At 65.9% G+C, this 23,592-nt stretch carries 23 protein-coding genes; 7 read left to right on the top strand and 16 right to left on the bottom strand.

Annotation, left to right across the window (positions count from 1 at the left end; genetic code table 11):
• Positions 1-116: 116 nt before the first annotated feature.
• Positions 117-575, bottom strand: coding sequence for a metallophosphoesterase family protein (locus tag N7333_RS16090; protein WP_129482485.1), 459 nt, complete (start codon positions 573-575; stop codon positions 117-119).
• 113 nt (positions 576-688) lie between these two features.
• Positions 689-2,527 (bottom strand): dihydroxy-acid dehydratase, encoded by a 1,839-nt coding sequence (gene ilvD / locus N7333_RS16085; protein ID WP_004373898.1) that lies wholly within the window; start codon positions 2,525-2,527, stop codon positions 689-691.
• Positions 2,528-2,968: 441 nt separating this feature from the next.
• Between ilvD and N7333_RS16080 the strand changes: the two genes are divergently transcribed.
• On the top strand, positions 2,969-3,811 hold the full coding sequence (locus tag N7333_RS16080; RefSeq protein WP_004373894.1) for a hypothetical protein: 843 nt from the start codon (positions 2,969-2,971) through the stop codon (positions 3,809-3,811).
• Positions 3,812-3,845: 34 nt separating this feature from the next.
• Here N7333_RS16080 and N7333_RS16075 read toward each other — a convergent pair whose 3' ends face one another.
• From N7333_RS16075 to N7333_RS16055, 5 genes are all read right to left on the bottom strand, one after another.
• Positions 3,846-4,700 carry an ABC transporter permease gene (locus tag N7333_RS16075; RefSeq protein ID WP_004373893.1) on the bottom strand — a complete coding sequence of 285 codons (855 nt, stop codon included), beginning with the start codon at positions 4,698-4,700 and terminating at the stop codon, positions 3,846-3,848.
• Positions 4,701-4,707: 7 nt separating this feature from the next.
• Entirely contained in the window at positions 4,708-5,943 is a 1,236-nt protein-coding gene (locus N7333_RS16070) for an ABC transporter permease (RefSeq protein ID WP_129482486.1), read from the bottom strand.
• Positions 5,944-6,026: 83 nt separating this feature from the next.
• Entirely contained in the window at positions 6,027-7,100 is a 1,074-nt protein-coding gene (locus N7333_RS16065; protein ID WP_004373891.1) for an ABC transporter substrate-binding protein, read from the bottom strand.
• A gap of 22 nt (positions 7,101-7,122) precedes the next feature.
• Positions 7,123-8,241: an ABC transporter ATP-binding protein gene (locus N7333_RS16060; protein WP_012020003.1), complete on the bottom strand. Its 1,119-nt coding sequence runs from the start codon at positions 8,239-8,241 to the stop codon at positions 7,123-7,125.
• A 451-nt stretch (positions 8,242-8,692) separates the two neighbouring features.
• On the bottom strand, positions 8,693-9,892 hold the full coding sequence (locus tag N7333_RS16055) for a class I SAM-dependent rRNA methyltransferase (RefSeq protein ID WP_129482487.1): 1,200 nt from the start codon (positions 9,890-9,892) through the stop codon (positions 8,693-8,695).
• 189 nt (positions 9,893-10,081) lie between these two features.
• Between N7333_RS16055 and N7333_RS16050 the strand changes: the two genes are divergently transcribed.
• The 5 genes from N7333_RS16050 (at position 10,082) to N7333_RS16030 (ending at position 14,812) form a co-directional block, all read left to right on the top strand.
• Positions 10,082-10,894 (top strand): HDOD domain-containing protein, encoded by an 813-nt coding sequence (locus N7333_RS16050; RefSeq protein ID WP_177491122.1) that lies wholly within the window; start codon positions 10,082-10,084, stop codon positions 10,892-10,894.
• Positions 10,895-10,997: 103 nt separating this feature from the next.
• On the top strand, positions 10,998-11,810 hold the full coding sequence (gene mutM, locus N7333_RS16045) for a bifunctional DNA-formamidopyrimidine glycosylase/DNA-(apurinic or apyrimidinic site) lyase (RefSeq protein ID WP_129482488.1): 813 nt from the start codon (positions 10,998-11,000) through the stop codon (positions 11,808-11,810).
• A gap of 78 nt (positions 11,811-11,888) precedes the next feature.
• A complete protein-coding gene (locus N7333_RS16040; protein ID WP_012019999.1) occupies positions 11,889-12,467 on the top strand; it encodes a lysophospholipid acyltransferase family protein in 579 nt (192 codons plus the stop codon).
• A gap of 76 nt (positions 12,468-12,543) precedes the next feature.
• The gene (locus N7333_RS16035; RefSeq protein ID WP_004373879.1) at positions 12,544-12,882 is read left to right on the top strand and encodes a hypothetical protein; all 339 of its coding nucleotides are present in this window, start codon (positions 12,544-12,546) and stop codon (positions 12,880-12,882) included.
• A gap of 94 nt (positions 12,883-12,976) precedes the next feature.
• A complete protein-coding gene (locus N7333_RS16030) occupies positions 12,977-14,812 on the top strand; it encodes a Na/Pi symporter (RefSeq protein WP_004373877.1) in 1,836 nt (611 codons plus the stop codon).
• 67 nt (positions 14,813-14,879) lie between these two features.
• Here N7333_RS16030 and ggt read toward each other — a convergent pair whose 3' ends face one another.
• From ggt to N7333_RS15995, 7 genes are all read right to left on the bottom strand, one after another.
• A complete protein-coding gene (ggt, locus tag N7333_RS16025) occupies positions 14,880-16,538 on the bottom strand; it encodes a gamma-glutamyltransferase (protein ID WP_129482489.1) in 1,659 nt (552 codons plus the stop codon).
• Positions 16,539-16,648: 110 nt separating this feature from the next.
• Entirely contained in the window at positions 16,649-16,900 is a 252-nt protein-coding gene (locus N7333_RS16020) for a YfhL family 4Fe-4S dicluster ferredoxin (RefSeq protein WP_004373873.1), read from the bottom strand.
• A 157-nt stretch (positions 16,901-17,057) separates the two neighbouring features.
• Positions 17,058-17,540 (bottom strand): pantetheine-phosphate adenylyltransferase, encoded by a 483-nt coding sequence (gene coaD / locus N7333_RS16015; protein ID WP_004373870.1) that lies wholly within the window; start codon positions 17,538-17,540, stop codon positions 17,058-17,060.
• A gap of 77 nt (positions 17,541-17,617) precedes the next feature.
• Entirely contained in the window at positions 17,618-17,989 is a 372-nt protein-coding gene (locus N7333_RS16010; protein ID WP_004373868.1) for a hypothetical protein, read from the bottom strand.
• 1 nt (position 17,990) lies between these two features.
• Positions 17,991-19,583 (bottom strand): GMC family oxidoreductase, encoded by a 1,593-nt coding sequence (locus tag N7333_RS16005; RefSeq protein WP_129482490.1) that lies wholly within the window; start codon positions 19,581-19,583, stop codon positions 17,991-17,993.
• A 124-nt stretch (positions 19,584-19,707) separates the two neighbouring features.
• Positions 19,708-20,253, bottom strand: coding sequence for a twin-arginine translocation pathway signal protein (locus tag N7333_RS16000; RefSeq protein WP_129482491.1), 546 nt, complete (start codon positions 20,251-20,253; stop codon positions 19,708-19,710).
• Between the two features lie 42 nt (positions 20,254-20,295).
• Positions 20,296-21,726 carry a coniferyl aldehyde dehydrogenase gene (locus tag N7333_RS15995; RefSeq protein WP_129482492.1) on the bottom strand — a complete coding sequence of 477 codons (1,431 nt, stop codon included), beginning with the start codon at positions 21,724-21,726 and terminating at the stop codon, positions 20,296-20,298.
• Positions 21,727-21,935: 209 nt separating this feature from the next.
• Here N7333_RS15995 and N7333_RS15990 point away from each other — a divergent pair, with 209 nt between their 5' ends.
• The gene (locus N7333_RS15990) at positions 21,936-22,592 is read left to right on the top strand and encodes a TetR/AcrR family transcriptional regulator (protein ID WP_129482493.1); all 657 of its coding nucleotides are present in this window, start codon (positions 21,936-21,938) and stop codon (positions 22,590-22,592) included.
• 140 nt (positions 22,593-22,732) lie between these two features.
• On the opposite strand, the gene N7333_RS15985 is transcribed toward N7333_RS15990, so the two are convergent.
• Complete coding sequence (locus N7333_RS15985) at positions 22,733-23,209, bottom strand: response regulator (RefSeq protein WP_279859068.1); 477 nt, start codon at positions 23,207-23,209, stop codon at positions 22,733-22,735.
• Between the two features lie 2 nt (positions 23,210-23,211).
• Positions 23,212-23,592 (bottom strand): response regulator (locus N7333_RS15980; RefSeq protein ID WP_279859067.1); only part of this gene is annotated, 381 nt, incomplete at its 5' end.

Raw genomic sequence — 23,592 nt, 5'->3', positions numbered from 1 at the left:
GCCTTGCTGGCGTGGTGTTTTGACTGGTGGGCTGAAGCCCAGCCTACAGCCCTGCCCGATCGAGTAGGGTGGGCCGGGCGGCGATCCGCTTCAGCCCACCAATTCCAGCTCCCGCATCAGACCTGCAGTGTGATCAGCTCGGCTCGTACCCGGCCATCCTCGATATGCAGGATGCCCACGCCGATGGGCAGCTTGAAGCGTCGCGGGCCGGCGCTACCGGGGTTGAGGTAGAGCACGCCATCGCGCTCTTCCTGCAGCGGCTTGTGCGAATGCCCGGCGATTACCACGTCGATGCCTTCGGCCTTGGGATCGATGGCCAATTGCTTGAGATCGTGCAGTACATAAAGGCTGACCGCATCGAAGCGCAGGACCAATTGCTCAGGAATGGCGTCGGCCCAGGCCTGGTCATCATTGTTGCCGCGCACCACCGACAGCGGCGCGATGCGCTGCAGTTCGGCGAGAATATGCGGCCCACCGATATCGCCAGCGTGGATCAGATGATCGACGCTATGCAGCGCTGCCAGCGCTTCGGGGCGCAGCAGGTTGTGGGTGTCGGCGATCAGGCCGATGCGCATGGGTGACTCCTGTGTGAGCGAGCGGCCAGCTTGCGGCCGATTGCGCTCCGATGCAAAGGCCGTGGGCAAGAAAAAGCCCGGCACGGTGGCCGGGCTTTCGTGTGCAGCAGCGATCAGCCGTCCAGCATCGCCTTGTCGCGTACCGCGCCCTTGTCGGCGCTGGTGGCGAGCAGGGCGTAGGCCTTGAGCGCGGTCGAGACCTTGCGCGCGCGCGGCTGCACCGGCTTCCAGCCCTTCTTGTCCTGCTCGGCGCGGCGCACGGCCAGCTCTTCATCCGACACCAGCAGGTTGATGCTGCGGTTGGGGATGTCGATCAGCACCTTGTCGCCGTCCTTGACCAGGCCGATGGCGCCGCCGGCGGCGGCTTCCGGCGAGGCGTGGCCGATGGACAGGCCCGAAGTGCCGCCGGAGAAGCGGCCGTCGGTGAGCAGGGCGCAGACCTTGCCCAGGCCCTTGGACTTCAGGTAGCTGGTCGGGTAGAGCATTTCCTGCATGCCCGGGCCGCCTTTCGGGCCTTCGTAGCGGATGATGACGATGTCGCCGGCCTTCACTTCGTCGGCGAGGATGCCTTTGACCGCGCTGTCCTGGCTTTCGAAGATCTTCGCCGTGCCTTCGAAGACGTGGATGGATTCATCCACGCCAGCGGTCTTCACCACGCAGCCGTCCAGGGCGATGTTGCCGTACAGCACCGCCAGGCCACCCTCCTGCGAATAGGCGTGCTCGACCGAGCGGATGCAGCCGTTCTCGCGGTCATCGTCCAGGGTGTCCCAGCGGGTGCTCTGGCTGAAGGCGACCTGGGTCGGGATACCGGCCGGGCCGGCCTTGAAGAAGGTGTGCACCTTCTCGTCGCGGGTCTGGGTGATGTCCCACTGGGCGATGGCGTCGGCCATGCTCGGGCTGTGCACGGTCGGCACGTCGGTGTGCAGCAGGCCGCCACGGGCCAGCTCGCCGAGGATGGAGAAGATGCCGCCGGCGCGGTGCACGTCTTCCATGTGGTACTTCTGGATGTTCGGCGCCACCTTGCACAGCTGCGGCACCTTGCGCGACAGGCGATCGATGTCGCGCAGGTCGAAGGCCAGCTCGGCCTCTTGGGCGGCGGCCAGCAGGTGCAGGATGGTGTTGGTGGAACCACCCATGGCGATGTCCAGGGTCATGGCGTTCTCGAACGCCTTGAAGCTGGCGACGTTGCGCGGCAGCACCGACTCGTCGCCCTCGCCGTAGTAGCGCTGGCACAGCTCGACGACCAGGCGCCCGGCGCGCAGGAACAGCTGCTCGCGATCGGCGTGGGTGGCCAGGGTCGAGCCGTTGCCCGGCAGCGACAGGCCCAGGGCCTCGGTCAGGCAGTTCATCGAATTGGCGGTGAACATGCCGGAGCAGCTGCCGCAGGTCGGGCAGGCGCTGCGCTCGTATTCGGCGACTTTCTCGTCGGAGCAGGAATCGTCGGCCGCCACCACCATGGCGTCGACCAGGTCCAGGCCGTGGTTGGCCAGCTTGGTCTTGCCGGCTTCCATCGGCCCGCCGGAGACGAACACCACCGGGATGTTCAGGCGCAGGGCGGCCATCAGCATGCCGGGGGTGATCTTGTCGCAGTTGGAGATGCAGACGATGGCGTCGGCGCAGTGGGCGTTGACCATGTATTCGACGGAGTCGGCGATGATCTCGCGGCTCGGCAGCGAATAGAGCATGCCGTCGTGGCCCATGGCGATGCCGTCGTCCACGGCGATGGTGTTGAATTCCTTGGCCACGCCGCCGTGCTTCTCGATCTCGCGGGCGACCAGCTGGCCGAGGTCCTTCAGGTGCACGTGGCCAGGCACGAACTGGGTGAAGGAGTTGGCGATGGCGATGATCGGCTTCTTGAAGTCTTCGTCCTTCATCCCGGTGGCGCGCCACAGGGCACGGGCGCCGGCCATGTTGCGGCCGTGGGTGGAGGTTTTCGAGCGGTAATCGGGCATGACACGGTTCCTGCGGCTGATCAGGTGATGTTCGTATGGTGAGCGTCGACTGAACCGGATGCAAACGGAAGGTGGCCGTGCGTTCGGCGGGGCCGCAGGACGCCGCGGGTGGGCGCGCGTCTGGCCCGTGCTCAGGGCCCGCCAGGGGATGGTGGCGAGGAATGCTCCGATTCTACGCCCGCCACCGGCGCAGCGCCAAGGCGCGACTGATTGCCGGTGCAGGTGGCCGTCGTTCCTTGGTGCGATGCCGTTCATCCGGTTGCGCCGTTCGGGCGACTGCTGGCCTGACCTTAAGGTCATCTAGGCTGCGCGATGGTGCGCTCTGCTCCATCGGCGCCCGCACTCGCCAGCGCAAGGATGTGTGCTGCGCCGCTCTGCCGATGTGGTGGTTCGCAGGGCGATGGCGACTCGTACAACAACAATGGAACGAGGAACCTTCCGATGCTCGACTTGAAACTCGGTGGCCTGGCGGCCGCCTGCCTGCTGGTCTGCTCCACCGCCTTGGCCGCTCCCCTGCCGGATACGCCGGGAGCGCCATTTCCGGCCGTAGCCAATTTCGACCGCAGTGGTCCGTACGCCACCAGTAACCAGAGCGAGGGGCCAAGCTGTCGCATCTACCGGCCCAGCAACCTGGGGCAGGGCGGCGTGCGCCATCCGGTGATTCTCTGGGGCAATGGCACCGGTACCGGGCCGTCGACCTATGCCGGGCTGCTGTCGCACTGGGCCAGCCACGGCTTCGTGGTGGCGGCGGCGGAAACCTCCAACGCCGGCACGGGCCGGGAAATGCTGGCCTGCCTGGACTATCTGGTGCGGGAGAACGACAACCCCTACGGCACCTACGCCGGCAAGCTCAATACCGGGCGAGTCGGTACCTCCGGGCATTCCCAGGGCGGCGGCGGTTCGATCATGGCCGGGCAGGACACCCGGGTGCGCACCACGGCGCCGATCCAGCCCTACACCATCGGCCTGGGGCACGACAGCGCCTCGCAGCGTCGCCAGCAGGGGCCGATGTTTCTGATGTCCGGTGGTGGCGACACCATCGCCATTCCCTACCTCAACGCCCAGCCGGTCTACTTGCGCGCCAACGTGCCGGTGTTCTGGGGTGAGCGGCGTTACGTCAGCCACTTCGAGCCGGTCGGCGACGGCGGTGCCTACCGCGGCCCCAGCACCGCCTGGTTCCGCTTCCAGCTGATGGACGACCAGAGTGCACGCGGCACCTTCTACGGCACCTTGTGCAGCCTGTGCAGCAGCCTGCTGTGGTCGGTGGAGCGCCGCGGGTTCTAGCGGCGCGGGATGCTCCGCCCTGCGGGGCGGGGCATCAGGTCGGAATTTCGATGCCGCGCAGGCGTTCGGCGCGGCGGCGCAGCAGTTCGATGGTTACCAAGAGCGCGATGGACACCAGAATCAGCAGGGTGGCGATGGCCAGGATGCTCGGGTTGATCTGCTCGCGCAGGCCCGAGAACATCTGCCGCGGAATGGTGCGCTGCTGCGGGCCGGCCATGAACAGGATCACCACCACCTCGTCGAACGAGGTGATGAAGGCGAACAGCGCGCCGCTGATCACCCCGGGGCGGATCAGCGGCATGATGATGTCGAAGAACACCCGCAGCGGTGTGGCGCCCAGGTTCAGGGCGGCGCGCGCCAGGCTGTAGTCGAAGCCGGTGAGCGTGGCGGTGACGGTGATGATCACGAAGGGCGTGCCGAGCGCGGCGTGGGCGAGGATCACCCCCAGGTAGCTGCCGGCCAGGCCGAGGTTGGAGTAGAAGAAGAACATGCCGGCGGCGGTGATGATCAGGGGCACGATCATCGGCGACAGCAGCAGGGCGGTGATGAAGCGGCGATACGGCATGTCGTCGCGCGCCAGGCCCACCGCGGCGCAGGTGCCGAGCACCGTGGCCAGGACGGTGGCGAAGATGCCGATGACGAAGCTGTTCTTGATCGCCAGGATCCATTTCGGGTCGTTGAGAATCTCCCGATACCAGCGCAGCGAGTAGGCCTCCGGGTCCAGCGTGAGCATGCCTTCGGTGAAGCTGAAGAACGGCTCGGCATTGAACGACAGCGGCACGATCACCAGGATCGGCAGGATCAGAAACAGCAGCACCAGCCAGGAACTGACCTTGAGCAGCCAGTTGCCGAGGTGGTGCCAGAAACCGTAGTAGGCGGGGATCTTCATCGTCTCGTCATCCCAACTTGATATTGCTGGCGCCAACGAAGCGGTCGTAGACCCAGTACAGCAGCAGGATCAGCCCCAGCAGCAGCGAGCCCAGTGCGGCGGCCAGCTCCCAGTTGTTCGAGCGCTGCATGTGGAAGGCGATGATGTTGCTGATCATCTGCCCGTCCGTGCCGCCCACCAGCGCCGGGGTGATGTAGTAGCCCACCGAGATGATGAACACCAGGAGCGCTCCGGCGCTGAGGCCGGGCAGGGTCATGGGGAAGTAGATGCGGGCGAAGGCCGGGATCGGCTTGTCGCCCAGGCTCAGGGCGGCGCGCAGGTAGCTGGGGTCGATGCCGCGCATCACGCTGTACAGCGGCAGGATCATGAACGGCAGCAGGATGTGGGTCATCGCCACCACGGTGGCGAACGAGGTGTAGAGCATCTCGAAGGGCTGGCTGATCAGGCCGATGCCCATGAGCGTGGAATTGATCACGCCGTTGGTCTGCAGCAGCGCGATCCATGAGGTGGTGCGCACCAGCAGTGAGGTCCAGAACGGCAGCAGTACCAGCACCAGCAGCAGGTTGGCGCGATTCGACGGCAGGCCGGCCAGGTAATAGGCCAGCGGGTAGCCGAGCAGGGCGCAGAGCAGGGTGATGACCAGCGCCATGTTCAGGGTCTTGGAGTACAGCTGCAGATAGATCTGCGTGTCCTGGCGCACCTGGATGCCTTCATCGGGATGCAGCTCCAGGTCCAGGGCGGTCAGGTAGTAGTCGTAGGTGTAGACCTTGCCGGCACGTTCGATGGCGTACCACAGCTCGGGGCGGCTCCAGTTGCGGTGGCTCTCGAGCAGGGTCTCGACGCCCTGGCTCGACAATGCTTCGGCATCCATCCGGCCGATGCGCCGTGCGGTGGATTTGACCACGCTGGACATGCCGGTGAAGGCGCGGTTGAACTCCTCGGACAGCTTGCCGGACAGGCGCTGCTTGTCGAGGGCGTGCAGTTCGCTGACGAACACGCTCAGCGTGCGTTCGTCCGGCAACTGCTTGTGATCGTCCCAGCGCTCCAGTTCGGCCAGGGTCAGGGGGATCAGCTCGGCCACCGTCGGGTGATACACGCTGCGCCACAGCATGCTGCCGATGGGGGCGACGAAGGTGACGAGGATGAACAGCAGCAGCGGCGCCACGAACAGGAAGGCGGTGAGGCGCTTCTTGCGGCGGGCACTGGCGGCTTGGCCGGCTTCGCTGGTGGTGAGCGATGACAAGGTGTTACTCCGAAAAGCAGGGCGTACAGCGAGCCCCTAAATAGCTCCCTCTCCCACAAGTGGGAGAGGGGAGCCGATGGCCTTTACTTCAACAGCCACTCGTTGAACTTCTCGCCCAGCGATTCGCCGTAGTCGGCCCAGAACTCCGAGCCGGCCTGGATGCCTTTGTCCAGGTGGGCGGTGGGCAGGTGCGGGGTCGCGCTCTGGTCGGCCAGCGGCATGGACGACTTGCGGGTCGGGCCGTAGGCCACGTCCGGCATGCCGGCCAGCGGCTTGGAGCCGGTGGCGTACTTGATGAACTCCATGGCCAGGTCCTTCTTCTTCGAGCCCTTGACGATGGCCCAGGCGTCGAGGTCGTAGACGTGGCCGTCCCAGACGATCTCGAAGGGTTTCTTCTCCTGCACGATGGCGTCGTAGAAGCGGCCGTTGGCCGACTGCACCAGCACGGCGCCGCCGTCATTGAGCAGCTGCGGCGCCTGCGACCAGGAGTCGAACCAGACGATGTCCTTCTTGATGCTGGCCAGCTTGTCGAAGGCGCGCTGCTGGCCTTCGGGGGTGGCGAGCACCTCGTAGACTTCGGCGGGCGCCACGCCATCGGCCAGCAGCGCCCACTCCATGTTCACCTGCGGGCGCTTGCGCATGGCGCGCTTGCCGGGAATCTTGCTGGTGTCGAAGAAGTCCTGAATGCTGGCAGCCTTGGTGCCGCCGATGGTGTTCTGGTTGTAGGCGAACACCACCGACCAGACGATATTGCCCACCGCGCACTCGCTGGCCAGGGCTTCGGGGATGAAGTCCTGCGCGGCCGGGGTGCCGTCGATGCCGGGCGGCAGGGCGCTGTGGTCGAGGCTTTCCAGCAGGCCTTCGGAGCAGGCGCGCTCGAGGTCGATCACCTCGAAGTCGACCACGTCCCACTGGATGTTGCCCGACTCGACCTGTGCCTTGATCTCGGCGACGCCGCCGGAGTAGTCCTCGAACAGCACCTTGACCCCGGTTTCCTTCTGATAGGGGTCGATGACATGCTTCTTCTGCGCCGCGCCATAGGCGCCGCCCCAGGACACCACGGTGAGGCTGTCCTGGGCCGTTGCAGTGCTCGCGGTGAGTCCCAGTGCCGCCACCAGGGCGAAGGTGGAAACGCTGGTAGTCAGTGATCTAGCCATTGCTGTGCTCCATTTGCTTCTACTAGTTGTGGGGTGGGACTTCCGATCGATCCAGGGCCTGGCTGTCTTCCGGCAGCCAGGCGAGGGCGACTTCGTCATGCGCGCTGAGGTGCGGGGCCGAGCTGTCGTTGAGGTTCTTCACCACCAGCTCGCTGCCGCTGGCGGTCTCGAAGTGGTAGCGGATGTATTCGCCGACGTAGTGGCGGGTGACGAAGCGCGCCTTGACCTGGTTGCCGCTGCCGCCGAGGCGGTCGGTGAAGTTGAGCTTCTCCGGGCGTACCGACACCGTGGTCGGCTGGCCGACCTCGGTGCAGTTGGCCTTCAGCGTCCGGACCAGGCCGCCATCGTCCAGACGCACCTGCACGCTGTCGTCGGCGACGCTTTCGATCACCCCGGCCAGCTTGTTGCTCTCGCCGATGAAGTCGGCGACGAACAGGTTGGCCGGGCGCTCGTAGAGCACGTGCGGCGCGGCGCACTGCTGCACCACGCCGTTGTTGAACACGGCGATGCGGTCGCTCATGGTCAGCGCTTCGGTCTGGTCGTGGGTCACGTAGATCACGGTGAAGCCGAGCTGCTCGTGCAGGCGCTTGATCTCGAACTGCATCTGCTCGCGCAGCTTCTTGTCCAGCGCGCCGAGCGGCTCGTCCATCAGCACGATGTCCGGGGCGAAGATCAGTGCGCGGGCCAGGGCCACGCGCTGGCGCTGACCGCCGGAGAGCTGGCCGGGGTAGCGGCCGCCGAAGGCCTGCAGCTCAACCAGGGCGAGGTAGTCCTCGACCTTGGCGCGGATTTCGTCCTTGGGCAGCTTGCGGATCTTCAGCGGGTAGGCCAGGTTCTCGCGGATGGTCATGTGCGGGAACAGCGCGTACTGCTGGAAGACCATGCCGATGTTGCGGTCGTAGGGGGCGATGCTGGTGACGTTGCGGCCGTTGATCAGGATCTCGCCGCTGGTCACGTCCTCGAAACCGGCGAGCATCATCAGGCAGGTGGTCTTGCCCGAGCCCGAGGGGCCGAGCAGGGTGATGAATTCGCCCTTGGCCACGTTGAGGTTGAAATCCTTGACCACCAGCGTCTTGTGGTCGTAGGTCTTCTTCACGTTGGTGAATCGCAGGAACGCGTCGTTCCCAGCCTGCGCAGCCATAGTCCTCCCCATCACCCGCAATCTGGAGCCAGCTCGTGGCCGGCTCCAACATCCTGAATCGATGCGGCCCTATCGTGTAGGCCGTTCGTTATGTAAATAGCCAAAAGCAATAAGCAAGCCAGACGACCCGGGTGGGTCGCTGGCGCTCTGTTTCGCTGGATGAAGCCTAGTTCAGCCTGGGCAGGTGTGCAGAGTGGGTGTGGAAGGAAGTAACAGGCGGGAAGACGGAAGGCACCTGACGACACGCACTGGGCTGGTGCGTGTCGCCCGAGCCTGGGGCGGGCGCGGTTGCCGATCACATGGCCGTTGCGCCGCGACCCGCCACCAGACCGTAGCCCGGATACAATCCGGGGCAGTGTCTCGGGCAGACCGTTCCCGGATTTCATCCGGGCTACCTGCTGCCTCTGTCTCGGTGGGTTATGCGCCGCTATCCCACCTCAGGTCGCATTGCTCAGCTGTTCGGCAGCAGGCGTACGGTCAGGCTCTTGATATAGCGCGTCTCGGCGATGGCCGGGTGTACCGGGTGATCCGGGCCCTGGGCGCCGCGCTCGAGCAGCTGGATGTTGCGATCCAGATGGCGTGCGCTGGTCAGCAGGATGTTCTGCAGGTTGTCCTCCTCCAGGTGCATGGAGCAGCTGGCGCTGACCAGGATGCCGTCCTTGTTGAGCAGGCGCATGGCGGTTTCGTTGAGGCGGCGGTAGGCGGCCTCGCCGTTCTTGATGTCCTTCTTGCGCTTGATGAAGGCGGGTGGATCGGCGATCACCACGTCGAAGCGCTCTTCGGCGGATTTCAGCTCACGCAAGGCGGCGAACACGTCGCCTTCCACGCAGGTGACCCTTTCGGCGAAGCCATTGAGCGTGGCGTTGCGCTCCACGCCGTCGAGGGCGAAGCCGGAGGCGTCCACGCAGAACACTTCGCTGGCGCCGAACGCCGCCGCCTGCACGCCCCAGCCGCCGATGTAGCTGAACAGGTCGAGCACGCGCTTGCCCTTGACGTAGGGCGCCAGGCGCGCGCGGTTCATGCGGTGATCGTAGAACCAGCCGGTTTTCTGCCCTTCGATCACCGGCGCTTCGAACTTCACGCCGTTCTCTTCCAGGGCGACCCACTCCGGCACCTGGCCGTAGGCGGTTTCCACGTAGCGCTCGAGGCCTTCGGCGTCGCGCGCGCTGGAGTCGTTCTTGAACAGGATGCCGCTGGGCTTGAGCACCTGGATCAGCGCGGCGAGCACGTCGTCCTTGTGCGCCTCCATGGTGGCCGAGGCCAGCTGCACCACTAGGATGTCGAAGAAACGGTCGACCACCAGACCCGGCAGCAGGTCGGAGTCGCCATACACCAGGCGGTAGCAGGGCTTGTCGAACAGGCGCTCGCGCAGGCTCAGGGCGACGTTGAGGCGATGCACCAGCAGCGACTTGTCCAGCACGTGCTTGACGTCACGCGACAGCAGGCGGGCGCAGATCAGGTTGTTCGGGCTCATGGCAACGATGCCCAGCGGCTTGCCGCCGGCCGCTTCGAGTAGGGCCTGGTCGCCAGCGGCAAAACCGTGCAGCGGCGTAGCGGCCACATCGATCTCGTTGCTGTAGACCCACAGATGGCCGGCGCGCAGGCGTCGGTCGGCGTTGGCTTTCAGGCGCAGGCTGGGCAGGGAAGACATGGGTTCGGGCTCCGCGGGAAAAAGAGCGGGATTATAGCCGGTTGCGCGGCCGCCAGGCGGTTACAAAAGTCGGCTGCGGGGGATGGTGGCCATTGGCTAAACTGTGGGCCTTTTCTCACTTCCCGCAGTCGTCCCATGGCCTACGAACTTTCCGCCGAGCAGATCCAGCAAGCCCTGCAAGGCATCAGCGTGCCGCCGCAGCCGCAGATCATGGTCGATCTGCAGATGGAGCAGGTCATGCCCAGCCCGGATCTGAAGGCCATCGCCCGGCTGATCAGCCAGGACCCCGGCCTTTCCGGCGCGCTGCTGAAGATCGTCAACTCGGCGCATTTCGGCCTGGCCAACCGCATCGCCTCGATCCAGCAGGCGGTGAATCTGCTGGGCTGCCATACGGTGATCAACCTGATCAATGCGCAGTCGATCAAGGGCGAGCTGACCGACGAGGCCATTCTGGTGCTCAACCGCTTCTGGGACAGCGCCCAGGACGTGGCCATGACCTGCCTGACCCTGGCCAAGCGCATCGGCTACCACTCCCCGGACGAGGCCTACAGCCTGGGACTGTTCCACAATTGCGGCATTCCGCTGATGCTCAAGCGCTTCGCCAATTACATGGAGGTGCTGGAGGAGGCCTATGCCAGCACCGGCGACGTGCTCAGGGTGGTCGATACGGAAAACCGTCTGCTCAATACCAACCACGCGGTGGTGGGGTATTTCACCGCGCGCTCCTGGCGTCTGCCCGAGCACCTGTGCGAGGTGATCGCCAACCACCACAACGCCTGGGCGATCTTCAGCGACGAGTCCGGCCGCGATGCGCAGCTCAAGACCCTGCTGGCGATACTCAAGATGGCCGAGCACATCTGCGAAACCCACCGCGTACTCGGCGGGCAGGCGGTGGACCTGGAGTGGCAGTGCATCGAGCAGCCGATCCTCGAGTACGTCGGCCTGTCGGGCTACGACTTCGAAAACCTGCGCGAGAGCATTCGCGATCTGGCGGTGCTGTAGATACCAGGGTTTCGCGGGGCCGCCCGGGCCGTGCGCCCCCTACCGTCGCGCACCCCGCTCCTGCTAAGGTGGCGCACCGCTGTTTTTGCCTGTCGTACCCCTCATGCCCGAACTACCTGAAGTCGAAACCACCCGCCGCGGTATCGCCCCCTATCTCGAAGGGCAGCGCGTCAGCCGCGTGATCGTGCGCGAGCGCCGCCTGCGCTGGCCGATTCCCGAGGACCTGGACGTGCGTCTGTCCGGCCAACGCATCGAGTGCGTCGAACGCCGCGCCAAGTACCTGCTGATCAAGGCCGAGGCCGGTAGCCTGATCGGCCATCTGGGCATGTCCGGCAGCTTGCGCCTGGTCGAGTGCGGCCTGGTCGCGGCCAAGCACGAGCATGTGGATATCGAACTGGAGTCCGGCCTGGCCCTGCGCTACACCGATCCGCGGCGCTTCGGCGCGCTGCTGTGGTGCGAGGACCCGCTGCGTCACGAACTGCTCGCCCGGCTCGGCCCTGAACCCCTGGGCGGCCTGTTCGATGGCGAGCGGCTGTTCCAGCTCTCGCGCGGCCGCAGCATGGCGGTCAAGCCCTTCATCATGGACAACGCGGTGGTGGTGGGGGTGGGCAATATCTATGCGACCGAGGCGTTGTTCGCGGCCGGCATCGATCCGCGCCGCGAAGCCGGGTCGATCTCGCGGGCGCGCTACCTGCGCCTGGCCGAGGAGATCAAGCGCATCCTCGCCCATGCCATCGAGCGTGGCGGCACCACGCTGCGCGACTTCGTCGGCGGCGATGGCCAGCCCGGCTACTTCCAGCAGGAGCTGTTCGCCTACGGCCGCGGCGGCGAGTTCTGCAAGGTCTGCGGCACTACGCTGCGTGAGGTCAAGCTGGGGCAGCGGGCGAGTGTGTACTGTCCCAAGTGTCAACGTTGAAAAACGGCTGACGGGCGACCCTCAGGGCGGGTTGCCCGCACTCCGGCATAAAAACAAGAAAATACCGAGGTTTGATCGATGTCCGGTAACTACCTGCCTCGCAATCCGGCCGCCGAATGGCTGGGGCGCAGCGTGCTGACACTCATGGGCTGGCGAATCGAGGGCGAGCTGCCGAAGCTCGACAAGTTCGTCGCCATCGGCGCCCACCATACCTCCAACTGGGACTTCGTGATCTTCATCGCGCTGAAGTTCGTGCTGCGCCTGAACGCACGCTGGTTCGGCAAGCACAGCATCTTTCGCTGGCCCTTCGCTGGCCTGATGCGCAGCTGGGGCGGCATCCCGATCCGTCGCGATCGCCAGCTCAATACCGTCGAACAGGCCGTGCAGGCCTTTCGCGAGCACGACCAGTTCATCCTGGTGCTGTCGCCGGAAGGCACACGCAAGAAGGTCGAGCGCTGGAAAATGGGCTTCTACCATATCGCTCTGGGCGCCGGCGTACCCATCGTGCTGGGCGCGCTGGATTACCAGAACCGGCGTGTAGTGATCGGTCCGACCTTCCAGCCGACCGGTGACGAGAAAGCCGATCTGGCCGCCATGCTGACGTTCTTCCGCCCCTACGTGCCGAAAAAGCCGGAATACGCCTTTCATGGCGATTGACGTCCGTCACGCTGACAATTACCAATGCGCTGTTATAGTTACTGGCACTTTCCCGAAAAACCTGAAGGATCGATCCATGAAACCGTTCCGCACCACCGCTGCTGTCCTGGCGCTGACCTCTGGCCTGCTGGCGCTGCCGGCTCAGGCGGAAGTGGTTCAGCAGAACGCCAGCGGCGACCCGCTCTACACCGTCGAGGCGCCCAAGGGCTACGCCATGTTCGGCGACCTGGTCATCGCCCGCCCGCTGCTGATCGGCGCTACCGCCCTCGGTGCCGCGGCCTTCATCGTCAGCCTGCCGTTCACCGCGCTGGGCGGCAATGTCGGCGAGGCAGCCCAGTCGCTGGTGGTCGAGCCGGGGCGCGAAGCCTTCGTGCGCTGCCTGGGCTGCACCAGCAGCGGCTACAAGCAAGACTGATTCGCTGTAATCGGTTCGTCGCGGCCTCTCGCCTCCCCACGGAGGCGAGAGGCCGTTTGCGTTTGAACACCGAAAAAAGGAAGAAGCGGTGGTGATGAAGTCCCTGCGCTGGGTGATGTTGCTGCTGGTGGCAATGGGGCTGATCGCCTCGTTCTGGTTCAGCCAGGGCTGGCTGCAGCTGTGCGCCGGCCTGGCGATCTTCCTGTTCGGCATGCAATGCCTGGAAGAAGGCCTGCGCCAACTGGCCGGCAGCAAGCTGGAGCAGATACTCGGGCGCAGCACCTCGACCCCCTTCAAGAGCCTGCTGTTCGGTGTCGGCGGCACCCTGCTGCTGCAGTCCAGCACCCTGGTGTCGCTGCTGACCATCGCCTTCATCAGCACCGGGCTGATCCAGCTGGCCGGCGGCATCGCCATTCTGTTCGGCGCCAATCTCGGTGCCACCAGTGGCATCTGGCTGCTGGCGCTGGCCGGGCAGAACCTCAGCCTCAGTCCGCTGGCGTTGCCGCTGCTGGTGTTCGGTGTGCTGGCCGGTTTTTTCGGCCCCAGGAGCAAGGCAGCCGGGCGCATCGTGCTGGGCATCGCCTTCATCTTTCTCGGCATCGACCAGATCAAGGACGGCTTCGCCAGTTTCGGCGACGGCCTGGACATGACCGGCTATCAGGAGGGCGGCTGGCGCGGGGCGCTGCTGTTCACCGCCATCGGCATGGCGATCACCGTGGTGTTGCAGTCCAGCCATGCCACGCTGATGCTGACCCTTGCCGCCCTGGCCGGCGGTCAGCTGGAATTGGGCCAGAGCCTGGCCATCGCCATCGGCTCCAACGTCGGCAGCAGCGTGACCACCGCCTTCGTCGGCTCCCTCGGTGGCAACCGCAACGGCCAGCGCCTGGCCCTGGCGCACGTGCTGTTCAACATCACCAGCGGCATTCTCGCCTTCTGTCTGCTGGGGCCGCTGACCTGGCTGGTGCAGGCGCTGGCCGAGCCGCTGGGCCTGGGCGAGAACAGCCTGATCCAGCTGGCGATGTTCCACACCCTGTTCAACGCCATGGGCGTGGCGCTGTTCTGGCCGTTGCAGACGCGATTGGCGCAATTGCTGATCCGCTGGCTGCCGGAGCGCAGCGAGCCACAGGTACTGATCACCGAGCTGGCGAGCGAGAAAGTCGCCGAGCCGGAGCGGACGCGGGCGCGCTACCTCAACGAACGGGCGCTGGATTCGGTGGAGGCCGCGTCCGGCGCGGTGGTGCAGGAGCTGGGGCACCTCGGCCGCCTGAGCCTGGAGGTGATCTGTCATGCCCTGTATCTGCCGGTGGACCAACTGGCACGCGCCAAGGGCGACGACCAGTTGCTGCAGGCCAGGCCCGCACGTGGCAGCTTTGAGGCCGAGCATCTCTATCAGTTTCATATCAAGGGGGTGTACGGCGACCTGCTGAGCTTCATGGGGCGCATGGAACTGCCCATGGACGAAGCGCACCAGCAGTTCTGGGTCAGTTGCCAGCTGGCGGCGCTGCAACTGGTGGACGCGGTCAAGGACGCCAAGCACCTGCAGAAGAACCTCGGCCACTACCTCGACGCGCCGCCTTCGGCCGTGCGCGATGCCTATGTGGAGCTGCGCCGCCATCTGCTCGCCACCTTGCATGAGGTGCGCGAACTGGCGCGTTCAGATCTGCCCGAGGAGGCCTGGCTGGCGCGTCTGCGCTGGCTCGACGAGCAGGCGGCGAACTTCGATGCGAAGTTCCGCCAGCGCCTGTTCGCCGAAGTGCGCGACGGCCGTCTGGATGGTCTGCAGACCAGCTCGCTGATGAACGATCTGGGCTACGTCAGCCGCATCTTCCAGAGCCTGCGCAACGTGCTGATGCTGGGCAGCGAGCAGGCGCTGTTCCGCGAGCTGCGCAAGTTCGGTGAGGAGCAGGAGAGCCTGATCCGGCTCTCCTGACACAAGGCGTAGCCCGGATTGCATCCGGGCTACTGCAGTGTTCGGTAGGGCGGGTACAACCCGCCGATCAAGGTGTCACTGTGCCGATCCCGCGCGGATCGCTCGCCGCCTGCACCTCGCCGCTGGCCTTGTCCCACAGCAGCACCTGCTGATTGCCGTACTGCCGGTCCAGGCGCTTGAGTTCATGGCCGCGTTTCTCCAGCTCGGCGATCTGCGCGTCGCTGAAGGTGTCCGGCTCGTGCTCGATCACATCCGGCAGGAACTGATGGTGATAGCGCGCCACGGCCGGCCAGCTTGCGATGGGCTGCTCGTCCAGGTACTCCAGCATCGACAGCAGCACCATGCTGGGGATGCGGCTGCCACCCGGTGTGCCGAAGGCGGCGAACTCATCCACGCTTTCGATAAAGCTCGGGCTCATCGATGACAGCGGGCGCTTGCCGCCTGCGATGGTGTTGGCCTGGCTGCCGGCCAGGCCGTAGGCATTGGCGCCCTGCACGTCGGCAGCGAAATCGTCCATCTCGTCGTTGAGCAGCACGCCGGTGCCGGGCACGGTAAAGGCGGCGCCGAAGGGCAGATTGATCGACAGGGTGGCGGCCACCGCGTTGCCTTCGGTGTCGAGCACGGCGAAGTGCGTGGTGTGGTCGCCCTCGTGCCAGGTGCCGGCAGGCGGCAGGCTGGCGCTGGGGGTGGCGCGCTCGGGGTCGATGCTGCCGGCCAGTACCGCCAGATGCCCCGGCGAAAGCAGTTGCTCGACCGGGTTCTTGACGAAGTCCGGGTCGCCGAGCAGGCCGCGGTCACGGTAGGCACGACGCAGCGCTTCGACCACGTAGTGCACGCGCTGCACCGGCTCGGCCTCGCGCCAGGGCAGTTGCTGCAGGATCGCCAGGCTCTGCGCCAGCGCGATGCCGCCGGCCGAAGGTGGTGGGGCGCTGATCAGCTCACGGCCGTCTTCGAGGGCGAAACGCAGCGGTGCGCGCCGTTGCACGCGATATTCCGCCAGATCGTCCTCGTTCCAGATGCCGCCTGCCTTGCGCACGCCGGCGATCAGGCGCTTGCCCAGCTCGCCGCCATAGAACCCGGCGCGGCCGTGGTCGGCCAGCGCCTGCAAGGTGGTCGCCAGCTCCGGCTGGCGCAGCCGGTAACCTTCTGCCGGCACCTCGCCCTGGTCGAGGAACAGGCGGGCGCTTTCGGCGTCGTCGCGCAGCGCCGCCAGGCGCCAGGTTGCCCGCTCACGGTAGACGCGATCGACCGCGAAGCCCTCGTTGGCCAGGCGAATCGCTGGTGCTAGGCTGCTTTTCAGCGGCAGGCGGCCGTGCTTCTCGGCCAGTTCGACCAATGCTGCCGGCAGCCCCGGTATGGCCGCGGCCAGCGCGCCATTGAGCGAGAGCTCGCGCTGCGCCTTGCCGTCACGTACGTAGAGATCCGGCTTGGCTTCCAGCGGCGCACGCTCGCGGGCGTCGAGGAAATCGTAGACAGGCGTGTCACCGCCACTGCGCAGGAGGAAGAAACCACCGCCACCCAGGCCCGAGCCGTAGGGCTCGACCACGGCCAGGGCCGCGCTGGCGGCGACGGCGGCGTCGAAGGCATTGCCGCCGGCGTCGAGCATCTGCTGCGCGGCGGCAGTGGCGGCGGGGTGAGCGGTGGCAATGGCGGGTTGTTGCGGGGCGGCATGGGCCAGCAGGCTGGCGCCGAGCAGCAGGGTCGATAGCAGGAGTTTGCGCAACATGCGATCTACCAGAGGCGGCTGAAGGAAGCTTGCAGCTTAACAGCCTCGCTCGGGCGAGGGGGCGCAACGGGCGCGGAGAAAGCAGGAGGCCGCCGGCCTCCTCGGAAGCGTCAGGCCTTGCCGGTGATGATGCGGTACTTCTGCATCAGTTCATCCTTGCTCTCGACGTTGTTCTCGTCGAGCGGGATGCAGTCCACCGGGCAGACCTGCTGGCATTGCGGCTCGTCGTAATGGCCGACGCACTCGGTGCACAGGTTGGGGTCGATCACATAGATCTCCTCACCCTGGGAAATGGCGCCGTTGGGGCACTCGGGTTCGCAGACGTCGCAGTTGATGCAATCGTCGGTGATGATCAGGGACATGGAGCAACTCCTGTCGAGGCGTTGGCTTCGACATCTTACGGGCTTTGATGCTGCAAATTGTGCCGGATTACCGGCAGGCGCGCCATGCGGCCTTGCCTTGAACTTGAGTGCACTGCTGCCATCAGGTGCGCACGGCGCACCCTACGACGTTCCGGACTCAGTTCTTTTGAAAGCGCGCGTTGAGTGCGTCGGCGACGGCCGGATGGACGAACTTGGAGATATCGCCGCCCAGGGCCGCGATCTCGCGCACCAGGGTCGAGGAGATGAAGGAGTACTTTTCCGACGGGGTGAGGAACAGACTTTCCACATCCGGCGCCAGTTGGCGGTTCATGTTGGCCAGCTGGAACTCGTACTCGAAGTCGGACACCGCACGCAGGCCGCGCAGGAACACGTTGGCGCCCTGTTCCTTGACGAAGTGCGCCAGCAGCGAGGAGAAACCCACCACTTCGACATTCGGCAGGTGCTTGGTCACCTCACGGGCCAGCTCGACGCGTTGTTCCAGCGGGAACAGCGGGTTCTTCTTGGGGCTGGCGGCAACGGCGATGATGACGTGATCGAAAAGTCGCGCGGCGCGTTCGACCAGATCGCCATGGCCTTTGGTGATGGGGTCGAAGGTACCCGGGTACAACACTCGATTCATCGCTTCGTCCTGTTCGAGGCGGCAAGAGTCGCGGATGGTAGCGCAGCGTTTCCCTTGCGGCCAAGCGCGACGAAAGCTCAGTTGCCGCGCAGATGCAGGAGCAGCGCGGGCAGCAGGCAGGCGAGGGCGATCCAGTCGGCGATCACCACACGGCGCAGAGCCTCGTTGTAGACAGGCGCGCTCCATGCCAGCAGGAGAAAGGCGAGCACGCTGATCAGCCCGCCGATCAGCGCCGCGCTGCGCAGCGCCGGGATGAAGGCAGCGGCCACCAGCAGCGCGCCGAGCAGACCGAAGAGCACGGCGCGGTGGCGCATGAGGATCTGCAGGTTGGGCTCGTCCAGGGCGATGCCGTACAGCGCATTGAGGCGTTCACCCCCTAGCACGCCGACCAGCGGCAGCAGATGGATGACACCGGCCACCAGCAGCAGAACGGCGATCAGCTTGCTCATCTCAGGCCCTCAGGCGTTCGCCCAGCAGGGTGGCGAGCTTGGCGGTCAGGCCATAGATCGACAGCTGCGGGTTGGCGCCGATGCTGGTGGGAAACAGCGAACCGTCATGGATCGACAGGTTGGCCAGGTGATGGTGGCGGCCGAGGCTGTCGACCACCGCCTGCTGCGCATCCTCGCCCATGGCGCAGCCGCCCATCACGTGGGCGCTGCCCAGGCGGGTGCGATACAGCGCCAGGTCGAGGTTCTCGATCATGTCCCGGGCCTCCTTCCAGCTGCCGACGTAACGCGCATCGGCATGGGTCGGCATCACCGCCTTGGCACCGGCGGCGAACTGGATTTCCGCCATGGACAGGTAGGCGCGGCGCACGCCGTCCCAGGTGTAGTCGGTCATCTGGTAGTCGAGCACCGGGCTGCCGTCGCCGCGCAGCTCCACGCGGCCTTCGGCGCTGTCTTCGTGGAAACCGTCGCGCAGCAGGGCGAGCATCACGTTGGTGTGCGGCAGTTGCGCCATGCGCATGGCATTCGCGCGACCGAAGTCGCCGAGCAGGGTGGCGGTCAGGGCCGGTTGCAGCGGCGGCACTTCCAGTTTGTAGGAGAGGCGCCCGCCGGTGCCGTCGTCCCACTGGAAATGGTCGGAATAGACCGACTGCGGCGCACCGTAGAAGGGGTTGATGACCTGCTCGAACTGCGCCGCGGAGAAGTTCACCAGGTGCAGGTAGGTGCGCCGGCCGACGCGCTGGTGCGGGTCGGGCGCATTGGAGCGCAGCAGGATGCCGGGCGTATTGATGCCGCCGCCGGCCAGCACGTAGTGCCGCGCCTTGATCCGGATGCGCTTGCCGTTGGGGGCCACGCAGCGCTCGTCCATGCCCAGGCAGTCGATGCCGACCACCTTGTCGCCTTCGATCAGCAGCTTGTCGGCGCGCGCCAGGTAGAGCAGCTCGCCGCCGGCGTCGAGGGTGGCGGGGATGGTGGTGACCAGCATCGACTGCTTGGCGTTGGTCGGGCAGCCCATGCCGCAGTAGCCGAGGTTCCAGCAGCCGCGCACGTTGCGCGGGATCGGCGCCCAGTGATAGCCGAGCTTGTCGCAACCGCTGCGCAGCACCTCGTTGTTGGCATTCGGTGGCACCGCCCAGGGCGCGACGCCCAGGCGCTGCTCCATCTTCTCGAACCAGGGCGCCATGGACTCGACGTCATGGCCCTTCACCCCATGCACCTCGGCCCAGTGCGCCAGGGTCTGCGGCGGCGTGCGGAAGCTGCTGGTCCAGTTGACCAGCGTGGTGCCGCCAACGGCGCGGCCCTGCAGGATGGTGATGGCGCCGTCCTTGCTCATGCGGCCGATGCCCTCCTGATAGAGGGTCGGGTAGGCATCGGCCTCGCGCATCTTGAAGTCGTCGCTGGTCTTGAGCGGACCTTCCTCGATCAGCAGCACCTTGTAACCGGCGGCGCTGAGGATTTCCGCCGTGGTGCCGCCACCGGCGCCGCTGCCGACGATGGCGACATCGACTTCCAGGGTCAGGTCGTTTTCCAGACGCGAACCGTCGTATGTTTTCCAGCCCCTGGCCAGGCCTTGCTTGAACAGATCGGGTACGGGCATTTCAGGCTCTCTTCTTGTCATTCACAGCGAGCGAGACGGGGCGGGTAGGGTGCGCTGCGCGCACCGAGGCACAACCCCGCTTTGTGGTGCGCATGGCGCACCCTACGGGAGCCGCGACACGTCTTCAGACGGTGGGCGGCCCCGGATAGCCGCAATGCGCCCAGGCCTCCGAGCGGCTGTACCAGGCCATCATTACCAGTTGCAGCAGCGAGGCGTGGCCCATGCGCAGCAGGCTCAGGCTGCTGTTCTGCCAGCGCGCGAGGAAGTTGCGCACGTCATCGGCGCTGGCGTTGTCCCAGCTGCCCCAGACCCCGGTCAGCGGGCCGCGGGTGATGGGCAGGGCGAGCACGTCGAACAGCTGCACGGTGAGTTTGAGCATCTCCGGCGACAGGTGCGCCAGGCTGGTGTCGAGGCTCTTCAGCGTCCCATCGATGGCCTGCGGCATCTGCTCGGCGCTGACGGCGCCGTCGAGCATCACCGGGATCAGTGCGCGCAGAAAGGGCAGGTCGCTGCTGCGCAGGATCAGGTAGCCATTGGCTGGCGTGCTGGCCGAGCAGCCGCTGAGGGTGGCGGTCAGCCCGGCGGTGCCGAGCAGCGCCGTGCCCAGCAGGCCGACCTTGAGCAGATTGCGCCGCGACAGCTGCGGCGCGTCGAGAGTGGTGTCGTTCATTGTTGTTGTCACCAGGCGTAAAACGGGCGCTGCCCGCGTTGTTCAGCGTACGAACAGCTTGTAAACCAGCTTCTGGATCGCCTTGCCATAGGGCGGGTAGATCAGCCGCGCGGCGTTGAAGCGCTGCTTGATGAACACGCCCTTGGCCTTGCTGAAGGTCAGGAAACCTTCGTGACCGTGGTAATGGCCCATGCCGGAGGGGCCGATGCCGCCGAACGGCATGTCGTCCTGGGCCACGTGCAGCAGGGTGTCGTTCAGGCACACGCCGCCGGAATGGGTCTCGTGCAGCACGCGCTGCTGCTCGCGCTTGTCGTAGCCGAAGTAGTACAGCGCCAGCGGACGTGGCCGCGCGTTGACGTAGGCGAAGGCGTCATCCAGGCGCTCATAGGGCACCACCGGCAGCAGCGGACCGAAGATCTCGTCCTGCATCAGCTTCATGTCGTCGTTGACGTCCAGCACCAGGCTCTGCGGCAGGCGCCGGCCCTGGGCCTCGGGGTAGATCGGGACGATGCGTGCGCCCTTGGCCTGGGCGTCCTGCAGGTAGCCGTTGAGGCGGGCCAGCTGGCGCTCGTTGATGATCGCGGTGTAGTCGGGGTTGTCCTTGAGCTGCGGGTAGAAGCGCTGCACCACCTGGCGATAGGTGGCGACGAAGCCCTCCACCCGGTCTCTGGGCACCAGCACATAGTCAGGCGCCACGCAGGTCTGCCCGGCGTTGAGGGTCTTGCCGAAGGCGATGCGCTCGGCGGCGTGCTCCAGCGGCACGTCGGCGGAAACGATAGCCGGCGACTTGCCGCCCAACTCCAGGGTCACCGGAGTCAGGTTCTCGGCGGCGGCGCGCATCACGTGCCGGCCGATGCTGGTGGCGCCGGTGAACAGCAGGTGGTCGAACGGCAGCTTGGAGAAGGCCATGCCGACTTCCGCCTCGCCCAGAGCGACGCTGACCAGATCCTCGGGGAAGACGCGCGCCAGCAGGTCCTTGACCAGCTGCGAGGTGGCTGGGGTGGACTCGCTCATCTTGATCATCACCCGGTTGCCGGCGGCCAGCGCGCCGGTCAGCGGGCCGATGGCGAGAAACAGCGGGTAGTTCCACGGCACGATGATGCCGACCACGCCCAGCGGCTGGTAGACGACCTTGGCCGCGGCGGGCATGAACTGCAGGCCGACGCTGCGCCGCGAGGGCTTCATCCACTTCTTGATGCGCCTGGACGCGTAATGGATGCCATGCAGGCTGGGCATCAGCTCGGCGAGCAGGGTCTCGTCTGCCGAGCGATTGCTGAAGTCCCGGGAAATCGCTGCGATCAGCGCATCCTGCTGCTCGGTCAGCAGCTCGCTGAGGGATTTCAGCCACTGGATGCGCTGCTCGGCCGAGGGCATCGGGTTGGCGGCGAAGGCCGCGCGCTGCAGGGCGAAGGTGGCGTCCAGCTGGTTGATCTGCTGTTGGTTCTGCTGCAGGTAGGCGATGTCGGCGACCATGGGTTTCTCCTCGACGTTCCAGCGGGCTGCATGGGCTAAGCTGGATTTTTAGAGCAATTACTCTAATGTGTCAAATAGGATGCCGCGACGCCGTCCTCGCTGCACCCTAACCAAAGGCCTGCCAGGGCATGGCGGATGCATCGGGGGGTAACACTTCGGCTGTTTCGCCTGTACCTTTGCCACTTCTGAAGTCGAGATCGAGCTGCGTCATGGCGCCACCCAAGACCCGCGACCGCATCGTTGCCGAGAGCCTGGCCCTGTTCAACGGCCAGGGCGAGCGCAACGTCACCACCAACCACATCGCCGCGCACCTGGGCATTTCGCCGGGCAATCTGTATTACCACTTCCGCAACAAGCAGATGATCATCGCCGAGCTGTTCGCCCAGTACGAAGCGCAGGTCGACAGCTTTCTGCGCCTGCCCGAAGGCCGCGCGCTGACGGTGGAGGACAAGACCTTCTATCTGGAGGCGCTGCTGGCGGCGATGTGGCACTACCGCTTCCTGCACCGCGACCTGGAGCACCTGCTGGAATCCGACGCCGAGCTGGCCGCGCGTTACCGCGCCTTTGCCCAGCGCTGCCTGGTGGGGGCGCAGTCGATCTACCAGGGCTTCGTCGAGGCCGGCATCCTGTTGATGACGCCGGCGCAGATCGAGGCGCTGACGCTCAACGCCTGGATCATCATGACCTCCTGGGTGCGCTTTCTCTGCACGGCGGGCGCCAGCCCGGACAACCTCAGCCAGGACATGCTGCGCCGCGGCATCTACCAGGTGCTGGCGCTGGAGGGCGGCTATATCGCGCCTTCGGCGCGCGCGGCGGTCGAGGCGCTGTACGATCGCCTGCACGTGCCGCTGGAGCAGGTGCTCTGAGGCGCGCTTTTACAGGCTGTTTAAAAACGTAGGCGAGGCAGCCAGTGCAAGGCGAAAACAGGCGAAAAAGCGGAGTTTACGTGCTGTAAATGAGCATTTTGAGCCTGTTTTTAACGCAGCAATGGCAACGCAGGTAGTTTTTAACTGTTGCCCAGCGCCATGGGTCTGGCCCGCAAGGGCTGCTGATCGGGTTGCAGGCGCCGTAACTGGCGGTACAGCGCGCGGGTTTCCAGCAGGTTCCACACCCGCAGCAGGGTCTCGATGGCATCCAGCGGCTTGCTGATGAAGTCGCGCGCGCCCAGCGCCAGGGCGCGCAGCCGGGCCTCGCGCGTGGCATCGGCGGTGAGCACCAGAATCGGCAGGTAATCGTCGGCGGGAATGCGCCGCTGCAGCTGTTCGAGCACGGCGAAGCCGTCCAGGCCGGGCATGTGCAGATCGAGAGTCAGCAGGTCCGGCTCGAAGCTGCTGAACAGGGCCAGCGCCTGGGCCGGGTCGGTGCAGCTGAGCACGTTGTGCAGGCCCTCGCGGGCCAGCAGTTGTTCCACCAGTTCGAGGTTGGCGGGCTGATCGTCGATCACCAGGATACGAAAATCGTCGGCGGGCGCTGGGTGGTTCATGGTCAGGCTCCGAGAGGCGGGGTGGGCGTGGCGGCATCCAGATGCTGGCGCAGGGCGGCGAGAAAGGTCGGCACGTGCAGGGGTTTGCTCAGCACCGCGGTGGCGCCGGCCTGCTGCAGGTCGCGCCGGGTGCCGGCGCTGACGTCGGCGGTGATCAGCAGCACGGGTGTAGCGCTGCTGCTGGGGTTCAGGCGCAGGCGCTTGAGCACTTCCTGGCCCGAGAGGTCGGGCAGGTCGAGATCCAGCAGAATCACCTCGGGGCGGTGCTGCCAGGCCAGGTCGAGACCGAGCTGGCCCTGCATGGCCGAAATCACCTGCACCTGCGGCCAGCGCGCCAGCAGGGTCTCGATCAGCGCCAGGCTGGACAGGTTGTCTTCGATGCA

Source organism: Pseudomonas sp. GD04158, from assembly GCF_029834875.1.
Taxonomy (GTDB): Bacteria; Pseudomonadota; Gammaproteobacteria; order Pseudomonadales; family Pseudomonadaceae; genus Aquipseudomonas; species Aquipseudomonas hydrolytica.
This window is presented reverse-complemented; position numbering and strand designations above follow the sequence as displayed.

Coding starts and splice junctions, on each gene's coding strand:
- N7333_RS16090 (WP_129482485.1), bottom strand. CDS start 575: ATGCGCATCGGCCTGATCGCCGACACCCACAACCTGCTGCGCCCCGAA.
- ilvD (WP_004373898.1), bottom strand. CDS start 2,527: ATGCCCGATTACCGCTCGAAAACCTCCACCCACGGCCGCAACATGGCC.
- N7333_RS16080 (WP_004373894.1), top strand. CDS start 2,969: ATGCTCGACTTGAAACTCGGTGGCCTGGCGGCCGCCTGCCTGCTGGTC.
- N7333_RS16075 (WP_004373893.1), bottom strand. CDS start 4,700: ATGAAGATCCCCGCCTACTACGGTTTCTGGCACCACCTCGGCAACTGG.
- N7333_RS16065 (WP_004373891.1), bottom strand. CDS start 7,100: ATGGCTAGATCACTGACTACCAGCGTTTCCACCTTCGCCCTGGTGGCG.
- N7333_RS16060 (WP_012020003.1), bottom strand. CDS start 8,241: ATGGCTGCGCAGGCTGGGAACGACGCGTTCCTGCGATTCACCAACGTG.
- N7333_RS16055 (WP_129482487.1), bottom strand. CDS start 9,892: ATGTCTTCCCTGCCCAGCCTGCGCCTGAAAGCCAACGCCGACCGACGC.
- mutM (WP_129482488.1), top strand. CDS start 10,998: ATGCCCGAACTACCTGAAGTCGAAACCACCCGCCGCGGTATCGCCCCC.
- N7333_RS16040 (WP_012019999.1), top strand. CDS start 11,889: ATGTCCGGTAACTACCTGCCTCGCAATCCGGCCGCCGAATGGCTGGGG.
- N7333_RS16035 (WP_004373879.1), top strand. CDS start 12,544: ATGAAACCGTTCCGCACCACCGCTGCTGTCCTGGCGCTGACCTCTGGC.
- N7333_RS16030 (WP_004373877.1), top strand. CDS start 12,977: ATGAAGTCCCTGCGCTGGGTGATGTTGCTGCTGGTGGCAATGGGGCTG.
- ggt (WP_129482489.1), bottom strand. CDS start 16,538: ATGTTGCGCAAACTCCTGCTATCGACCCTGCTGCTCGGCGCCAGCCTG.
- N7333_RS16020 (WP_004373873.1), bottom strand. CDS start 16,900: ATGTCCCTGATCATCACCGACGATTGCATCAACTGCGACGTCTGCGAA.
- coaD (WP_004373870.1), bottom strand. CDS start 17,540: ATGAATCGAGTGTTGTACCCGGGTACCTTCGACCCCATCACCAAAGGC.
- N7333_RS16010 (WP_004373868.1), bottom strand. CDS start 17,989: ATGAGCAAGCTGATCGCCGTTCTGCTGCTGGTGGCCGGTGTCATCCAT.
- N7333_RS16005 (WP_129482490.1), bottom strand. CDS start 19,583: ATGCCCGTACCCGATCTGTTCAAGCAAGGCCTGGCCAGGGGCTGGAAA.
- N7333_RS16000 (WP_129482491.1), bottom strand. CDS start 20,253: ATGAACGACACCACTCTCGACGCGCCGCAGCTGTCGCGGCGCAATCTG.
- N7333_RS15995 (WP_129482492.1), bottom strand. CDS start 21,726: ATGGTCGCCGACATCGCCTACCTGCAGCAGAACCAACAGCAGATCAAC.
- N7333_RS15990 (WP_129482493.1), top strand. CDS start 21,936: ATGGCGCCACCCAAGACCCGCGACCGCATCGTTGCCGAGAGCCTGGCC.
- N7333_RS15985 (WP_279859068.1), bottom strand. CDS start 23,209: ATGAACCACCCAGCGCCCGCCGACGATTTTCGTATCCTGGTGATCGAC.